Below are 14,934 nucleotides of genomic sequence, written 5' to 3' on the forward strand. Positions count from 1 at the left end.
GGGCGATCTCAACCGACGCTGTTCTCGTCACCCGCGACGATGATGTCGATCGCCGCCGACAACCGGGTGAGAGTCTCGACGGTCGCGGCGAATTCGGCTGGGCCGAGTGCGTCGGCGAGGCGACGGGCCAACACCTCGTGCTGCGGGTCGATGCGACGGATGGCCGCCACGCCCGCCTCGGTGATCGCGACCAGCTTGGCCCGTTTGTGCGCTGGGTTCGGCCGGTATTCGCACAGCCCCTTGCCGACCAGGATGTCGGCCACCCGCTGCACGCTCTGCCGGGTGATGCCGATGGCGCGGGCGATTCCGGCGACCGGCAGTGGTTGATGTTCCACCGCCGCCATCACCTGCCACCACGCCACCGAGATTCCGGCAGGCGCTGCCAATTCGTCACCGAGGGTGAGCAATTGACCGTTGAGCCGGTAGACGGTGAGCGCGGCCGCGTCGAGTAGCTGCTGTTCGTCGTTCAATCTGCTTGTCCGCCTGCGTTTTCGGCAAGAGCGAAGTAGCCGGTGGGGTCCTTCTGCCCGAACAGCTGGTACCAGGCGTCGAGTACCTGCGGCTCGAAGAGATCGAGGCGGACGAAGATCTCACGCGCGAACTCGAACGGGGACATGGCGTCGGCGGTGATGAGGTCGCCGTCGGTCACCGCCGATTCGTCGACATAGTGCTCGGCGCCGGAATAGCCGCTGGAGGCCAGGTATTCGGCGGCGTTGCTGGTGTGCGGGCGGTCGTCGAGCAAGCCTTCCTTGGCGAGTCCGAGGGTGGCGCCGCAGATCGCCGCGACCGGTACACCCGCCGCGAGGAATTCCCGCGCCTTGCGGGCGAAGGGAGCCAGGTCGTCGCCCGCGTCCCACAGGTCGGCGCCGGGCAGAATCAGCATCGCGCTGTCGGCGGGGTCGATGTCGGCCAGGGCCAGGTCGGGGGTCACCCGCATGCGGCCGGCGGTGGTGACGGGCGCGGTCGTGAGCCCGACCGTCGCCACCTCGAAGCGGCCCGGCTCGCGATGCCAGGAGTCGTCGGCGATATTGACCGTCGCCGCGCCGACTTCCCAGTCCGAAAGAGTGTCGTACACAGCCACGTGAACTGTCTTTTTGGTCATGACAGCATCCTGTCATTATTGACAGGATGCTGTCAATAAGAATTTTGTTACCCGCTTACAGGCGCCCCTCCGTAGGCTGACGCACAACCGGTGCGAGACAAGGGAGTTCGCCACGATGACCGACCCGGTGCAGGGGCTGACCGGCACCATCACCTCACCGATCCGCGCCGCGGGCGCACTCGGCGAAGTGCTCGTCGCCATTCGCGGCGGCACCGAGCTGTATCTCGCGCGCGCCGACGAACCGATCGAGGCGGGCGCGACCGTGCTCATCGTCGCGGTCAATCCGGGCAGGCTCGTCGACGTCGTGCCCTGGATACCGCTCACACCGCAACTGCCGCAAGACAACTGAAAGCAAGGGAGGCTCAGATGCTGGGCTATCACGTTCCTGATCCCGACGAGGCCATGCTGGTCAGTGGCGCCAAGGTCAAGGACAACGCGCCGTTCAAGGTGATCATCGGTCGCGGCACCTGGGTGATTCCGCTGTTCCGCAAGGTCAGCTACCTGTCGCTGGCCATGTTCGAATCCGAGATCCGCGAGCGCTGCGTCACCAAGCAGGCCATCCAGCTCGACGTGCGCGCGGTGATCGCGTTCAAGGTGGCCAACGACACCCAGTCGATCGTCAATGCGGCACAACGCTTCCTGTCCGAGCAGGAGAAGGAGATGTCGGTGCTCACCGGCCGGATCTTCTCCGGTCACCTGCGCTCGATCGTCGGCTCGATGACCGTCGAGGAGATCATCCGCGAACGCCAGAAGCTGGCAGACGAGGTGCTGATCGCCTCCAAGGTGGAGATGAGCAATATCGGCCTGTGGGTCGATTCGTTCCAGATCCAGTCGATCGACGACGGCAACCTCGGCTATATCGAGGCCCTCGCCGCCCCGCACAACGCGGCCGTGCAGCGCGACGCCCAGATCGCCCAGGCCCAGGCCGCCCAGCGCGCCGCCGAGGCCGAACAGGAATCGCTGCGCCGCCGCGCCGAATACGAACGCGAGACCTCCCTGCTCAAGGCGCAGTACCAGCGCGACATCGACAAGGCCAATGCTGAAGCGGCACAGGCGGGCCCGCTCGCCGACGCCGTCGCACGGCAGGAAGTCCTCACCGCGCAGGCCGAACAGGCACGCAAGAACGCCGAACTGCGCGAGCAGGAACTTCAGGCCGAAGTCGTGAAACCCGCTCTCGCCGAAGCGGAACGGGTCCGCATCCTCGCCGAGGCCGAAGCCGACCGCACCCGCATCCAGGCCGAGGCCGCCGCCTCCAACAACCGAATCGCCCTGGACCAGTTGCTGATCGAGCAGCTTCCCGAGATCGTCCGCCAAGCCTCCAACGGCCTCGCCAACGCCAACCTCACCGTCCTCAACGGACCCGACGGCGTGAGCGAACTGGTCAACGGCATGGTCGGCCAGGGCCTGACGGTCTTCAACTCCCTGCAGAAGGCCCTGTCCAACGGCGAGGTCGACAAGGTTCACGACTCGTAGACATTAGTAGACAAACCCGCGTACGCTGGGCGTTATGAAGTCCATCAGCGTCGGCGAGCTTCGCCAGAATCCGTCCGCCATGGTCGCCGACGTCGAATCGGGCGAGGTCTACGAGCTGACCCGGCACAACCATCGGGTGGGCTTCATCGTGCCTGCGGTCTCCTCGACGCAGATCATTCCGCGCAAGGTCGCTGGACGCGCCAACACCCGCGCGATCCGGCGTCACGAACTCCGAACGGCCGACTCGATCGACGAGTTGCTCGACTCGGAGAAGGGCGAGTGGTGAGGTACTTCTACCTCGATACCTCGGTCGCCATGCGGATCATCCTCGGACACTCGGCCGAAGCTGCTGAGTGGTTCGACCGCACCACCGGCAGCGAGATCGACCGAGTCGTCTCGTCGCGATTGCTACGCACCGAAATCACCCGCGTGTTGCGCCGTGAAGGATTGCCCGTGCTCGACCGGGACCAGATCATCGATCACATCGACATCATCCCGGTCGATCACGCTGTCCTCAACGAGGCCGAGGCCATCATTTCCCACATCCGAACCCTGGATGCCATCCATCTGGCCTCCGCACTACGCAGCGGCTTGGACGACCTCACCATCGTGACCCACGACAAGAACATGGCCACGGTGGCCGAGCAGCTCGGTTTCGCGGTGTACGACCCCGTTCGTTGAACTGGAGCTAGCTGAGGGCGTGGTCGAGGTCGCCCAGGAGGTCTTCGATGTCTTCCAGGCCTACCGAGATGCGGACCACGCCGTCGGACAGGCCGATGGAGGCGCGGCCTTCCGGGCCCATGGCTCGGTGGGTGGTGGTTGCCGGGTGGGTGATCATCGTTTTGGCGTCGCCGAGGTTGTTGGAGATGTCGATGATGCGTAGGCGGTTGAGGACCTCGAAGGCGCGCTTCTTGCCGTCGTCGCCGTGCAGGGCGAAGGTGACGACGGTGCCGCCGCCCGACATCTGCTCCTGCGCCAAGGCGTGCTGCGGATGGGATTGCAGGAACGGGTATTTCACCCATTCGACAGACTTGTTCGCCTCCAGGAATTCGGCGACCTTCAGCGCCGATTCGGTGGATTGACGCACGCGCAGCGGCATCGTCTCCAAGCCCTTGAGCAGGGTCCAGGCGTTGAACGGGCTCAGGGCCGGACCGGTATGGCGCATCAGGGTTTTCACCGGGCCATCGATGTAGTCCTTGGCGCCGAGGATGGCGCCGCCGAGGACGCGACCCTGGCCGTCGATGTGCTTGGTGCCGGAGTAGACGACCACGTCGGCGCCGAGTTCGAACCCGCGCTGCAACAGCGGGGTGGCGAAGACGTTGTCCAGCACCACTTTCGCGCCCGCGGCGTGGGCCAGTTCGGTGACCTTGCGGACGTCGACGAGGGTCTGCATCGGGTTGGCCGGGGTCTCGAAGAACACGGCCTGGGTGGGCACCGACAGGGCCTGCTCCCACTGGTCGAGGTCGTCGCCGTCGACGAAGACGGTCTCGATGCCCCAGCGCGGCAGGATCTCGTTGCACACCACGAAGCAGGAACCGAACAGGCTGCGCGCGGCGACGAGCCGGTCGCCGGCCTTCAGCAGCGCGCCGAGCGCGGTGAAGACCGCCGACATGCCCGAGGCGGTCGCGAACGCGGCCTCGGCGCCGTCGAGCAGGCGGATGCGCTCCTCGAACATGGCCACCGTCGGGTTGCCGAAGCGGGAGTAGACGAAGTGTTCGACATCGCCGGTGAACGCGGCCTCGGCGGCCTCGGCGTTCTCGTAGACGAAGCCGGAAGTCAGGTACAGCGCCTCGGACGTCTCGTCGAATCCGGAACGGCGCAGGCCACCGCGCACGCCGAGGGTGGCGGGGCCGACCCCTTCCGGCAGCGGCTTGTCGAAGGAACCACCGGTGATCATGCGAGTCTCCTTATGCCTGGCGCCACGGCAGGCCGACGGCGCGCCAGCCGGTGCTGCCGCGCTGCCCGAACGCGTCGAGGCCGCCCTCGAAACCGTCGAGCACGTTGTAGGACGGGGTGATCCCCGCCGCGGTGGCCACCGTCGCCGCGTGCGCCGAGCGCTGACCCGAGCGACACAGGAACACCACGGGCGCGTCGGCCGGGCGATCGGCGAGGACCTGTTCGAGCTGCTCACCGAAGCGCGGGTTGCGCGCGCCGGTGCCGTCGACCCATTCGATGAAGTGCGCGGGGCGCTCGATGGAGCTGGTGTCGGGGATGCCGATGTGGGCCCACTCGCCTTCGGTGCGCACGTCGACCAGCACCGCGTCGGGGTGCTCGGTCAGGATTTCCCACGCCTTCTCAGGGGTGATGTCGCCGGCGTAACTCATGTCGATCCTCCTGCGTGAATCCGCTCTTGCCGAGGCGGGGAGTCCGCGCACGGCCAGGTCGTCACCCGGAGCACCCCACCGCGGAGGAGGGTTGCCGACCAGCGAGCCGGGGCTTGACGCTGGTACTCATGACCTTGCGATCTGAGATTGCCCCGGCACTGGTCACCGTGTCAAACCCCTCAGGGCGTGCACACCAGCCAGGCGCCGTCGACCCGGGTGAGGTTCCAGGTGCTCGACGTCGACTGCCCGCCCACCGAAACGGTGGCGTCGATCTTGGCCCGGTTGCCGTTGACGGTGGCGTTGGAAAAGCCCTTCTTGTCGATCGTCGCCGCTGATTCCGGGCCGCCGAGCCGTTCGGTGAGACCCGATTTCGCCTCGTCGAACCCGGGGCACGCCACCCCGGGCGGCGGACGCTGATCGGTGCGCGAGCGCGCGTCGATATAGTTGGTGACGGCGGCCGCGAGCCGATCGGCCTCTGTGACATTTTTCTCAGCGGGCGCGAGGAGCCCGCCGACGACGATGCTGATGAGCACCACGACCGCGATCACCGCGGCCGCGACGAACGGCACGATGGACCGCTTGTCGGTCTGATCGACCTCGATGGGCTGATCGTCCGAGCCTGTTTGCTCCTCGCTCATGTGGTAATCCTGACAGACCCGGGCCGGGCAGCTACACCGCGCGCCGGGTTGCCGCAACACCGCAGCTAGAATCGCGTTGATTACGGCCTGCCGCCGACGAGGACGGCAGCGGCCGGTAGCCGGTTTCCGACTTAGCCTAAGCTAAGTTGACGCCGTCACATCGTTTCTCGACCAAAGGGTGCGCGTAGACAATGACCGAACAGACAGCGACTCGCCCGCTTCGCATCGCGATCGTGGGTGCGGGACCGGCCGGTATCTACGCCGCCGACGCCTTGATGAAGTCCGACGCCGAGGTCAGCATCGACCTCTACGAGCGCATGCCCGCGCCCTTCGGCCTCATCCGCTACGGCGTCGCGCCCGACCACCCGCGCATCAAGGGCATCATCACCGCCCTGCACAAGGTGCTCGACAAGGATCAGGTGCGTCTACTCGGCAACATCGACTACGGCACCGACATCACCCTCGACGATCTGCGTCAGTTCTACGACGCGGTGATCTTCTCCACCGGTGCCAACGCCGACCGCGCGCTGCCGATCCCCGGCATCGACCTCGACGGTTCCTACGGCGCCGCCGACTTCGTCTCCTGGTACGACGGGCACCCCGACGTGCCGCGTTCGTGGCCGCTGGACGCCGAGAAGGTCGCCGTGCTCGGTGTCGGCAACGTGGCACTGGACGTGGCGCGCGTGCTCGCCAAGACCGGCGACGAACTGCTGCCCACCGAGATCCCGCCGAACGTCTACAAGGGGCTCAAGGAGAACAAAGCCGTCGAGGTGCACGTCTTCGGGCGTCGCGGTCCCGCGCAGGCCAAGTTCACCCCCCTCGAGCTGCGTGAACTCGACCACTCGCCGACCATCGAGGTGATCGTCGACCCCGAGGACATCGACTACGACGAGGGTTCCGAGGCCGCGCGCCGCAACTCCAAGCAGGTCGACATGGTCGCCAACACCCTCGAGCAGTGGGCCATCCGCGACCAGGGCAACCGCCCGCACAAGCTGTTCCTGCACTTCTTCGAGTCGCCCGCCGAGATCGTCGGCGACGAGAACGGCCGGGTCGTCGGTCTCAAGACCGAGCGCACCCAGCTCGACGGCACCGGCAACGTCAAGGGCACCGGCGAGTTCAAGCAGTGGGACGTGCAGGCCGTCTACCGCGCCGTCGGCTACCTGTCGCAGAACATCAACCAGCTGCCGTTCGACGATCAGGCGGGCACCGTGCCCAACGAGGCCGGTCGCGTGATCGCCGACGAGAGCGCCGAAGGCAACGCCCGCTTCATGCCCGCCACCTACGTCACCGGCTGGATCAAGCGCGGCCCCGTCGGCCTCATCGGCCACACCAAGGGCGACGCCAACGAGACCATCGCCTGCCTGCTCGACGACGCGAAGAACTTCACCCCCGCGCCGAAGCCCGAGCTGGACGCGGTCACCGAGTTCCTCGAGGGCAAGGGCATCCCGTTCACCACCTGGGCCGGCTGGTACCGCCTCGACGCCCACGAGCGCGCCCTCGGCGAGCCCGAGGGCCGCGAGCGCGTCAAGGTCGTGGAGCGAGAAGACATGCTCCGCGCCAGCGAGCCCCACAAGGCCTGACAGCGATGACAAGGCCGGTGGACGCGAGAGCAGAACCCTCGCCCACCGGCCTTTTCCGCGCGTACCCGCCTGTTTTCTCGGTCGAAGTCGGCCGATCCGCCTAGCTCGAGGCATCCTGTACACGTGTTCGACGCGCATGTTCACATCATCGATCCGCGGTATCCGCTGATCGAGAACGAGGGCTACCTGCCGGAGCCCTACACGATCGCGGACTATCGAAAGCGGATGGCGCACTTCGATGTTCGCGGTGGAGCCGTTGTCAGCGCATCGTTCCAAGGCACCGATCAGACGTACCTGAAGGCCGCCCTGAGCGAGCTGGGCCCCGAGTGGGTCGGCGTCACCCGGCTGGACCTGGATGCCGGTGACGAGGAGATTCTCGATCTGGACCGGGCGGGCGTACGGGCGATCCGGTTCAACCTCAAACGCGCCGCCGCCGACATCACCCAGATGACCTTGCAGGCCCTGCGCGCCCACGAACTGGCCGGATGGCACGTGGAGCTCTACATCGACGGGCAGATGCTCGCATCGTTGCAGCCGGTGATCTCCAAACTTCCCGCGCTGTCCATCGATCACCTCGGCATGTCCGCCGAGGGACTGCCGTATCTGCTGGATCTGGTCGATCGCGGTGCGAGGGTGAAGGCCACCGGGTTCGGCCGGGTCGACATGGACGTGGCCGAAACGCTGCGCCGCATCCACACCGTGAACCCCCGCGCGTTGATGTTCGGCTCCGATCTGCCGGGCACCCGGGCGGGCCGCCCGTTCGAGGACGGCGATATCGACCTGATCTGCCAGGTGGTCGGCGCCGACATGCACGCCGTACTCGAGGACAACGCCCGCGAGTGCTACCGCCTGCCACCGGTACGCAGGCCCGAGACCGAACAGGTTGCGGCCCAGGACAACCCGACCCTGCCGATCCCCCGATCGGCACTGCCCGGCGCGGGCGACGACAAGACCCGCCCGCTCCCGATCATCGAAAGACCCTGAGCCTCAGACGAACAGCGCCCCGGCGAGCCACACTCCCGACGCGACCAGTGCGCCGAACAGCTCCACGAGCATCGACAGGCCGACACCCTTGAGCGCGTGCATTGTTGCGGGCCAGGCGGTTTCATGCGTCTTCAACCGCTGCAATTCCGCCACGTACACGCCGAGCACGAACCCGATGAACAACCCGACGACGGGGATCACGAAGAAGCCGACGATGCCGAAGACGGCGCCGACGAGCAACGCCCGATTCGACACGCCCGCCTCGCGCATCCGGCGCCCCGGCCAGGTGTATTTCACGACGCCCGACAGGATCAGCGCCACCGAGGCGATGGCGAACACCGTCCAGGCGCCCGCACCGCCGGTGAGGAACGCCCACACCGCGACGGCCGCGAAAATCAGGATCACCCCGGGCAGGATGGGCACGATCACGCCGATGATGCCGACCAGAATGACGAGGCCGACGAGGACCTCACCCCATACGCTCACTGCCGGGTTCCTCCCATATCGCGCCGAGTCGCGCCGGGCGAATTCTCCCGCATGGTCTACCGGTGCCGCCACCCCGGCGCTATTGTCGGATTGTCAATACCGTTCGACGACGAATGAGGTCACCACGTGAGCACCACCGGTCAGGGCCCCCTCGCGGGCATCAAGGTCATCGAGTTGGCCGGGATCGGCCCGGGCCCGCACGCCGCCCTGCTACTGGCCGATCTCGGCGCCGACGTGGTGCGGGTGCAGCGGCCCAGGCAGCTGCCCGGCTTCCTCGAGCGCCCGCAGTGGCGTGGCCGCACCATCGTCGAGGCCGACCTCAAGAAGCCCGAGGACGTCGCCAAGGTGCTCGACCTGGTCGAAAAGGCCGACGTGCTGCTCGAGGGCTTCCGGCCTGGCGTCACCGAGCGGATGGGCCTCGGCCCCGACGACGCGCTCGCGCGCAACCCGCGCCTGATCTACGGCCGGATGACCGGATGGGGTCAGTACGGTCCGATGGCCGACCGCGCGGGCCACGACATCAACTACATCTCGCTCACCGGCGTGCTCAACGCCATCGGGCGCAAGGGTGAGCGGCCGGTGCCGCCGCTGAACATGGTCGGCGACTTCGGTGGCGGCTCGATGTTCCTGGTGACGGGTGTGCTCGCCGCGCTCGTCGAGCGTGCGACCTCGGGCAAGGGGCAGGTGATCGATGCGGCGATGGTCGATGGGGCACTTGCCCTCTCGCACTTCGTGTGGGGCATGCGCGGCGTCGGCCTGTGGTCCGACGAGCGCGGTGAGAACCTGCTCGACACCGGGATGGCGTTCTACGACACCTACGAAACCGCCGACGGCAAGTACATGGCGGTCGGCGCGATCGAACCGCAGTTCTACGAGCAGCTGCTCGCCGGTCTCGGCATCGACCCGGAGGGCCTGCCGCAGCAGCTCGACCCGGACGGCCAGGAGCAGCTGCGCAAGCTGTTCACCGAGAAGTTCAAGAGCAAGACCCGCGACGAGTGGACCGCCATTTTCGAGGGCACCGATGCCTGCACCACCCCGGTGCTCACCTTCACCGAGGCCACGCAGAACGAGCACATCCGCGCGCGAGAAGGGCTGATCGAGATCGAGGACGTGGCGCAGCACGCGCCCGCGCCGCGGTTCTCGCGCACCCAGGGCGGCACCCCGACACCCCCGCCGAGCGCGGCGACGCCGATCGAGGACGTCTGGGCTCAGTAGCAGGTGAGCGGCTGGAGTGGGTCGGCGGCGCGCGGCGTGAGCGCGGTGTAGGCGGCGGCGATCGACTTCACGGCCAGCCGCAGGTCGGCTTCGGGATGCGTGAACGGCAGTCGGATGAACCGTTCGAACGCACCCTGCACGCCGAAACGTGGTCCGGCGGCGAGCAATACACCGTGGTTGGGTGCGGTGGCGGCCAGTGCGGTCGACACCGGACTCGGCAGCTGCGCCCATACCGACATGCCACCCGCGCCGGGCGCTATGTGCCAGTCGGGCAGCTCCTCGGCCACGGCCGCGAGCAGGGTGGCACGCTGGGCGCGCAGCTGGGCGCGGCGCCGGTCGAGGATGGGTTCGGCGTTCTCCAGCAGGTGGACGGTGGCCAGCTGGTCCATGACCGGGGTGCCGAGGTCGACGGTGGCGCGGATGCCGAGCAGCTTGGTGATGAGCGCCTGATTGGTGCGCACCCAGCCCACGCGCAGGCCGCCCCAGAACGACTTGGACGCCGAACCGATGGTGATGATCTCCGAGCCCTTCGCGAAAGCCGCGACGGGCGGCGGCATGTCGTCGTCGGAGAGGTTGAGGTCGCGCATCGACTCGTCGACGACGATGGTCATTCTTGTGTCGCGGGCGATGGCGGCCAGTTCGGCGCGGCCGTCGGCGTCGAGCAGCAGGCCGGTGGGGTTGTTGAAGTCCGGCACGAGGTAGGCCAGGGTGGCCGCCGTCTGCCGGGCGGTACTGCGCAGCCCTTCCAGATCCCAACCGGCACTGGGAAATTCGGGTCGCAGCGGCACCGGGATGGGGCGCGCACCGACATCGCGGATCGCCTCGATCGCGTTCGGATAGGACGGATGGTCGATCAGGACGCGGGCGGCCGGTGAGGTGAGCACGTTGAGCAGCAGCCGAAGTCCGTGTTGCGCACCGAGAGTCACCAGGATCTGGTCGGGTTCGGTGGGCAGGCCGCGCGCGGTGTAGCGGCGGGCCAGGGCTTCACGCAGCGCGAGCACACCGACCGGGTCCATGCCGTGGGTGCCGAGGTAGGCCGGAATGCCTTGCAGTGCCACCGAATACGCGTCGTGCAGTTCCGGCGGTGCGGACATGGCGGCGTAGGTCATGTCGATGGTCGGCAGCTCCGGCTGCGCCATCAGCGCCATGATGCCGCGTGCCGGGCGGGCACCGTCGTGCTGGATGCTCGGCGGCAACGCGACCGTGCTGCGCGAGCCCTGACGGCTGATGAGGTAGCCGTGCTCGCGCAGCAGCGAGTAGGTGGAGGTGATAGTGGTGCGACTGACGCCGAGGGTGGCCGCCAGATCACGCTCGCTCGGCAGCGCGACGCCGAGCGGGGCGCGACCGTCGTGGATCAGCAGCCGGATGGCCTCGGCCAGCGCCAGGTAGGCGGGCCGGTGGGGGCGGCGCTCGTCGCCGTCGGTCTCGGGGTCACGCCACCGGCCGAGGTCGCGGGCCAGGCCCGCCGCGCCGATCACTCTTGTCGCCATAAAGTCCAGTATTCCGTGAGTGGCTATTTTTTGACAAGGCCAGTGGGCGGATTCTTGGGATATGACCACCTTCCTCGCTCTCGCCGTTGCCCTCGCCGTGGGCTATGCCGTCTATCATTTCGCCCCCAAGGAGGGGGAACTGCCGTTCTGGCCGTTCCAGGAATCACCCCATGACCGGGCCTTCGGCACCTACGATGACCAGCGCCAATACCGCGATCTCGAAGCCCTTCGCAGCCGCGGTCATGACGAACCAGTCCAGTCGCCGGAAACTGGACTGGATTCGAAGCCTGATAGTGGCCGACTCGCCGCGTGAGCGGTGGGTCGGGCCGAAACCTGTCACCGGGGCGGCGCACACTGTGCTCATGAGTTCCGGAGCTGACTCGACACGGACCGGCACCGTGGTCGCGGCCCTCTTCGACACCGCCATCGGGCTGTGCGCGATCGCCTGGCGCGACGACACCGTCGTCCGGTTCGCGCTGCCCGAGGCCAGCGAGGAGCAGACGCTGGCCCACATCACCCGGCCTTTCGGCGGGCAACCGGTGACCGAAGGTGAGCCCGGCCCCGCGATCGTCGCGGCGATCGCCGGCATCCGGGCCCACCTCGCGGGTACGGTCGACGCGCTGCGCTGGATCGAGGTGGACCTGCCCGGCGTGCCCGAATTCCACCGCGCCGTCTACGCGGTGACCCGCGAGATCGACCCGGGCCGCACCCTCAGCTACGGCGACATCGCCATCCGGATCGGGGCACCCGGCTCCGCCCAAGCCGTCGGACAAGCCCTCGGCCGCAACCCGATCCCCCTCATCATCCCCTGCCATCGCGTACTCGCCGCCGACCACGCGCTGCACGGATTCTCCGCACCCGGCGGCATCGGCACCAAGGCGCGCCTGCTCGAGATCGAGCGCACACCGGGCTTCGGTGAACCCATGCTGTTCTGAGCGATGAATCGGGTGGGCCCGGACCGTCTGTTCCGAGGAGCCGGAGGACGGGCGCGCAGGGTCGCGTACCGTCGCACTGCGGTGGTCAGCTATCGAGAGGGAACATCATGCAGACAGTCACGTCGGCCGACGGCACAACGATCGCTTACGACCGGGTCGGCGACGGGACCGCGGGGACGGTCATCCTGATCGGCGGGGCCTTCAGCTTCCGCAAGTTCAAGACCATGACCGAACTCGCGCAGACGCTCGCCGACGACTACGACCTGACCGTGCTCAACTACGACCGGCGCGGGCGCGGTGACAGCACCGACTCCCCCGGTGTGTACGACGTGGCCAACGAGATCGCCGACATCGCCGCGCTCGTCGAGGCGGCGGGCGGGAAGGCCGCGCTGTTCGGGTGGTCGTCGGGCGCGGCGCTCGCCCTGCTCGCGGCGCGTGAGATCCCCGGCGTCACCGAGGTGGTCTCGTTCGAACCGCCCTTCGTGGTCGATGCGAAACATCATGTGCCGCCGAAGGACCTGGAAACGAAGCTGCATCCGTTGATCGCGGAAGGCAAGCGCGACAAGACAGTTCGCTACTACATGACCAAGGCGATGGGGATGCCCGCGCTGATGGTCGCCGTGATGCGGGTGACGCCGTTCTGGAAACAGCTTGCGGCCACGTCGAATTCGACGGCGCACGACTGGGCCGTGATGAAGCCCTATATGCGCGGGCAGAAGCTCGACGCGGCCGAATGGAGCGGTATCTCCGTTCCGGTCCTCGTCCTCGCGGGCGAACGCACCGCACCCCTGCTCACCAAGGGCGCGAAGGCGGCTGCCGAGGTGGTGCCGAACGCCGAGTTCGCCGAACTCCCCGGCGTGAGCCACAACCCGAAGATCTCCGTCCTCGCCCCCGCCATCGGCGAATTCCTCACGCGCGCGCAGTGATCAAACGGTCTCGTTGCCGGTAGCCGACACCACGATCGCCGCCTTGTCGACGCTCACCCCGCGCGTCAGGGCGGCGGCGGGTGGTCGCGGAAGAACTGGCAGGGATCGCCGGCGAGGTAGCCGTCCATGCAGGCGAAGTAGGTCTGTACGCAGGCGTTGCTGACGCACCCGGCTGTGTACAGCATTCCCCGGATGCGCTCGTTGCGCTGCTGGGACGGGGCCAGGGTCTCGGCGGGTGGCAGGGCGGTGGTGGACAGCACCGGTGACGCGCTCGGCGCCGGTGCGGGCGCCTCAGGCGTCGAACACGCGGTGAGCACACCAACCGCGAGTACCCCCGCCACCATCATTGTGCGCACCATCAGCCACCTCCATCCGAACCATTCCCGACGCTACTCCCGCCGGCGGCGAGCACCACAGGTGCGCCGGAGAACGGGCACCTGGCCACAGCTCTCCGCCGACCCACAGCAGGCGCCGCCGACCTGAACTCGGAGGGTTGATCACCACGCTCTGGTGGCGTTCAGCTCTCGGGCGATGCCGCAACCAGAGCGTAGTGATCGACTGTCCAGGTCGCGACGGGGGTGCTGAGCCGGTACGCGAGGGCGGTGTCCGCTGTAGAAGATCACGAAGGGCGGCGCTGGAGGTCAGAGGCTGGCGCCGCTGCAGAGGACGCCGACGGCGCTTCGGCCTTCCGTGCCCAACGGCCGGCGTGGGCCAATGGTGCGTCAGATGGTGGCACCGTAGCTGCTGCCCGCGATGCCGCCTGCGACCGCACCGGCGGCCGCGGCGGGAATGCCGAGGACTGCGGCGCCTGCGGCCGCGCCGACGCCCGCCCCGATCGCTGCGCCCGCACCGGTGGACGCGGCGGTGGCGGCAGCAGCCGTGCCGAGCGCGACCACGGCGCCGATACCTCCGGTGGGGACCGCCGACGCGGCGGCGATGATCGCGCCCGCGGTGCCGGTGGTGACAGCGCCGACCACGAAGCCGGCGCCCGCACCGACAGCGGCACCGGCGAGTCCGCCACCGACCGCGCCGACGGCGGCCGCCGGGACACCGGCGAGGGCGGCACCCGCGAGGGCACCGCCGACGGTCGCGGCGGCGATCTTGTCCGAGCGGCTGGGGTTGATGCCGATGGAGCGGCCCTGGGTGGCGATGGCCGCTTCGACATCGGCGGCGGTGGTGTTCACACCGTCGAGGATTTCGGCCGGAAGTTCCTCCGGAGCCGGGGCGGTGAAGTCACCCACGCGCAGAGTGCGCGGCGGCGGCGCGATCGGGGCGACGGGCTCGACCGGTTCAGGGAGGTGCAGTTCCTCGATCACGACGGGCGGCGCAGGCGTGGTGTATTCGGGCACCGGCCGCGTTTCCTGCGGTTCAGGCGCCAGATAGGCCAGCGAATCAGGTCCCTCGAAATCCCCGAGACTGGAACGCCCCTCCTCGCCCGGCATGTTCACTCCCGGCTGCTCCGGCACCTCATCGGTCACACCCGGCTGCGGCACAGCGAGCGCGACACCCGCACAGGCCACCGCGACCGCCATCGGCAACACACCCGCGACCGCCCGAGCGCTCATCCGCCCCGTCGATCCCCACACACCAGCACACCGACGGACCACGTCGAACACCCACTCACACGCTAGAAGAAACCGGCACGTCCCCGCGCGCCGCAGCGACCATAGCGTTAGCCGCAGGGATGCTCAAATCGATAGCTACACCACATAACCACCCACACGGCACCACTCGAGCCCGCCGCCGCACTCCCCGACCACCCGGCGCCACCCGAGTCCGTC

General features: G+C 68.1%; 18 protein-coding genes, 1 pseudogene and 1 riboswitch. Of the genes and pseudogenes, 10 read left to right on the plus strand and 9 right to left on the minus strand.

Annotated features, from left to right (window positions below; all coding sequences use genetic code 11):
• Positions 1-8: 8 nt before the first annotated feature.
• Both NCO8_RS22420 and NCO8_RS22425 read right to left on the minus strand, forming a co-directional pair.
• A complete protein-coding gene (locus NCO8_RS22420; protein ID WP_067642060.1) occupies positions 9-470 on the minus strand; it encodes a MarR family winged helix-turn-helix transcriptional regulator in 462 nt (153 codons plus the stop codon).
• Positions 467-1,102 (minus strand): DJ-1/PfpI family protein, encoded by a 636-nt coding sequence (locus tag NCO8_RS22425; protein ID WP_084457370.1) that lies wholly within the window; start codon positions 1,100-1,102, stop codon positions 467-469. Before NCO8_RS22425 ends, NCO8_RS22420 begins: the two co-directional genes overlap by 4 nt.
• Positions 1,103-1,217: 115 nt before the next feature.
• Here NCO8_RS22425 and NCO8_RS22430 point away from each other — a divergent pair, with 115 nt between their 5' ends.
• The 4 genes and pseudogenes from NCO8_RS22430 (at position 1,218) to NCO8_RS22445 (ending at position 3,256) form a co-directional block, all read left to right on the plus strand.
• Positions 1,218-1,451, plus strand: coding sequence for an NfeD C-terminal domain-containing protein (locus tag NCO8_RS22430; RefSeq protein WP_067642061.1), 234 nt, complete (start codon positions 1,218-1,220; stop codon positions 1,449-1,451).
• A 17-nt stretch (positions 1,452-1,468) separates the two neighbouring features.
• Positions 1,469-2,575, plus strand: a complete 1,107-nt coding sequence (locus NCO8_RS22435) for an SPFH domain-containing protein (RefSeq protein ID WP_067484422.1) — start codon at positions 1,469-1,471, stop codon at positions 2,573-2,575.
• A gap of 34 nt (positions 2,576-2,609) precedes the next feature.
• A pseudogene (locus NCO8_RS32915) lies at positions 2,610-2,762 on the plus strand (type II toxin-antitoxin system Phd/YefM family antitoxin); the annotation flags it as partial.
• Positions 2,763-2,857: 95 nt separating this feature from the next.
• Positions 2,858-3,256 carry a PIN domain-containing protein gene (locus NCO8_RS22445; RefSeq protein ID WP_084457390.1) on the plus strand — a complete coding sequence of 133 codons (399 nt, stop codon included), beginning with the start codon at positions 2,858-2,860 and terminating at the stop codon, positions 3,254-3,256.
• A 7-nt stretch (positions 3,257-3,263) separates the two neighbouring features.
• On the opposite strand, the gene NCO8_RS22450 is transcribed toward NCO8_RS22445, so the two are convergent.
• The 3 genes from NCO8_RS22450 to NCO8_RS22460 all read right to left on the minus strand — a co-directional run bounded on the left by NCO8_RS22450 (position 3,264) and on the right by NCO8_RS22460 (position 5,537).
• Positions 3,264-4,472 carry an O-succinylhomoserine sulfhydrylase gene (locus NCO8_RS22450; protein WP_067642063.1) on the minus strand — a complete coding sequence of 403 codons (1,209 nt, stop codon included), beginning with the start codon at positions 4,470-4,472 and terminating at the stop codon, positions 3,264-3,266.
• Between the two features lie 10 nt (positions 4,473-4,482).
• Entirely contained in the window at positions 4,483-4,899 is a 417-nt protein-coding gene (locus NCO8_RS22455) for a rhodanese-like domain-containing protein (RefSeq protein ID WP_067642064.1), read from the minus strand.
• Positions 4,900-4,916: 17 nt separating this feature from the next.
• Positions 4,917-5,033, minus strand: a riboswitch (SAM riboswitch).
• Between the two features lie 45 nt (positions 5,034-5,078).
• The gene (locus NCO8_RS22460; RefSeq protein WP_067484407.1) at positions 5,079-5,537 is read right to left on the minus strand and encodes an Rv0361 family membrane protein; all 459 of its coding nucleotides are present in this window, start codon (positions 5,535-5,537) and stop codon (positions 5,079-5,081) included.
• A gap of 191 nt (positions 5,538-5,728) precedes the next feature.
• Between NCO8_RS22460 and NCO8_RS22465 the strand changes: the two genes are divergently transcribed.
• Positions 5,729-7,117 carry an FAD-dependent oxidoreductase gene (locus NCO8_RS22465; protein WP_067484405.1) on the plus strand — a complete coding sequence of 463 codons (1,389 nt, stop codon included), beginning with the start codon at positions 5,729-5,731 and terminating at the stop codon, positions 7,115-7,117.
• A gap of 123 nt (positions 7,118-7,240) precedes the next feature.
• The gene (locus NCO8_RS22470; RefSeq protein WP_067642065.1) at positions 7,241-8,101 is read left to right on the plus strand and encodes an amidohydrolase family protein; all 861 of its coding nucleotides are present in this window, start codon (positions 7,241-7,243) and stop codon (positions 8,099-8,101) included.
• A 3-nt stretch (positions 8,102-8,104) separates the two neighbouring features.
• Here the strand turns inward: NCO8_RS22470 and NCO8_RS22475 are convergent, their stop codons facing one another.
• The gene (locus NCO8_RS22475; protein WP_067642066.1) at positions 8,105-8,587 is read right to left on the minus strand and encodes a DUF456 domain-containing protein; all 483 of its coding nucleotides are present in this window, start codon (positions 8,585-8,587) and stop codon (positions 8,105-8,107) included.
• A gap of 126 nt (positions 8,588-8,713) precedes the next feature.
• Here NCO8_RS22475 and NCO8_RS22480 point away from each other — a divergent pair, with 126 nt between their 5' ends.
• Positions 8,714-9,802 (plus strand): CaiB/BaiF CoA transferase family protein, encoded by a 1,089-nt coding sequence (locus tag NCO8_RS22480; protein ID WP_067642067.1) that lies wholly within the window; start codon positions 8,714-8,716, stop codon positions 9,800-9,802.
• Here NCO8_RS22480 and yczR read toward each other — a convergent pair.
• On the minus strand, positions 9,796-11,292 hold the full coding sequence (yczR, locus tag NCO8_RS22485) for a MocR-like transcription factor YczR (protein ID WP_067642068.1): 1,497 nt from the start codon (positions 11,290-11,292) through the stop codon (positions 9,796-9,798). The two genes, NCO8_RS22480 and yczR, sit on opposite strands and share 7 nt — an antisense overlap.
• 61 nt (positions 11,293-11,353) lie before the next feature.
• Here yczR and NCO8_RS22490 point away from each other — a divergent pair, with 61 nt between their 5' ends.
• The 3 genes from NCO8_RS22490 to NCO8_RS22500 all read left to right on the plus strand — a co-directional run bounded on the left by NCO8_RS22490 (position 11,354) and on the right by NCO8_RS22500 (position 13,153).
• The gene (locus NCO8_RS22490) at positions 11,354-11,605 is read left to right on the plus strand and encodes a hypothetical protein (protein ID WP_067642069.1); all 252 of its coding nucleotides are present in this window, start codon (positions 11,354-11,356) and stop codon (positions 11,603-11,605) included.
• A gap of 49 nt (positions 11,606-11,654) precedes the next feature.
• Positions 11,655-12,227, plus strand: coding sequence for a methylated-DNA--[protein]-cysteine S-methyltransferase (locus tag NCO8_RS22495; protein WP_067484403.1), 573 nt, complete (start codon positions 11,655-11,657; stop codon positions 12,225-12,227).
• 107 nt (positions 12,228-12,334) lie between these two features.
• Positions 12,335-13,153, plus strand: coding sequence for an alpha/beta fold hydrolase (locus NCO8_RS22500; protein WP_067642070.1), 819 nt, complete (start codon positions 12,335-12,337; stop codon positions 13,151-13,153).
• A gap of 65 nt (positions 13,154-13,218) precedes the next feature.
• Here NCO8_RS22500 and NCO8_RS22505 read toward each other — a convergent pair whose 3' ends face one another.
• Positions 13,219-13,512, minus strand: coding sequence for a hypothetical protein (locus tag NCO8_RS22505; protein ID WP_067642071.1), 294 nt, complete (start codon positions 13,510-13,512; stop codon positions 13,219-13,221).
• Positions 13,513-13,875: 363 nt separating this feature from the next.
• Entirely contained in the window at positions 13,876-14,718 is an 843-nt protein-coding gene (locus NCO8_RS22510) for a hypothetical protein (RefSeq protein WP_245655457.1), read from the minus strand.
• Positions 14,719-14,934: the final 216 nt, after the last annotated feature.

It is taken from the genome of Nocardia coubleae NBRC 108252 (assembly GCF_001612805.1).
Lineage (GTDB): Bacteria > Actinomycetota > Actinomycetes > Mycobacteriales > Mycobacteriaceae > Nocardia > Nocardia coubleae.

Excerpts from the sequence above, each read along its gene's own strand:
- NCO8_RS22425 (WP_084457370.1), bottom strand. The coding sequence starts at position 1,102 with ATGACCAAAAAGACAGTTCACGTGGCTGTGTACGACACTCTTTCGGAC.
- NCO8_RS22430 (WP_067642061.1), top strand. The coding sequence starts at position 1,218 with ATGACCGACCCGGTGCAGGGGCTGACCGGCACCATCACCTCACCGATC.
- NCO8_RS22435 (WP_067484422.1), top strand. The coding sequence starts at position 1,469 with ATGCTGGGCTATCACGTTCCTGATCCCGACGAGGCCATGCTGGTCAGT.
- NCO8_RS22450 (WP_067642063.1), bottom strand. The coding sequence starts at position 4,472 with ATGATCACCGGTGGTTCCTTCGACAAGCCGCTGCCGGAAGGGGTCGGC.
- NCO8_RS22455 (WP_067642064.1), bottom strand. The coding sequence starts at position 4,899 with ATGAGTTACGCCGGCGACATCACCCCTGAGAAGGCGTGGGAAATCCTG.
- NCO8_RS22460 (WP_067484407.1), bottom strand. The coding sequence starts at position 5,537 with ATGAGCGAGGAGCAAACAGGCTCGGACGATCAGCCCATCGAGGTCGAT.
- NCO8_RS22465 (WP_067484405.1), top strand. The coding sequence starts at position 5,729 with ATGACCGAACAGACAGCGACTCGCCCGCTTCGCATCGCGATCGTGGGT.
- yczR (WP_067642068.1), bottom strand. The coding sequence starts at position 11,292 with ATGGCGACAAGAGTGATCGGCGCGGCGGGCCTGGCCCGCGACCTCGGC.
- NCO8_RS22490 (WP_067642069.1), top strand. The coding sequence starts at position 11,354 with ATGACCACCTTCCTCGCTCTCGCCGTTGCCCTCGCCGTGGGCTATGCC.
- NCO8_RS22495 (WP_067484403.1), top strand. The coding sequence starts at position 11,655 with ATGAGTTCCGGAGCTGACTCGACACGGACCGGCACCGTGGTCGCGGCC.
- NCO8_RS22500 (WP_067642070.1), top strand. The coding sequence starts at position 12,335 with ATGCAGACAGTCACGTCGGCCGACGGCACAACGATCGCTTACGACCGG.
- NCO8_RS22505 (WP_067642071.1), bottom strand. The coding sequence starts at position 13,512 with ATGGTGCGCACAATGATGGTGGCGGGGGTACTCGCGGTTGGTGTGCTC.
- NCO8_RS22510 (WP_245655457.1), bottom strand. The coding sequence starts at position 14,718 with ATGAGCGCTCGGGCGGTCGCGGGTGTGTTGCCGATGGCGGTCGCGGTG.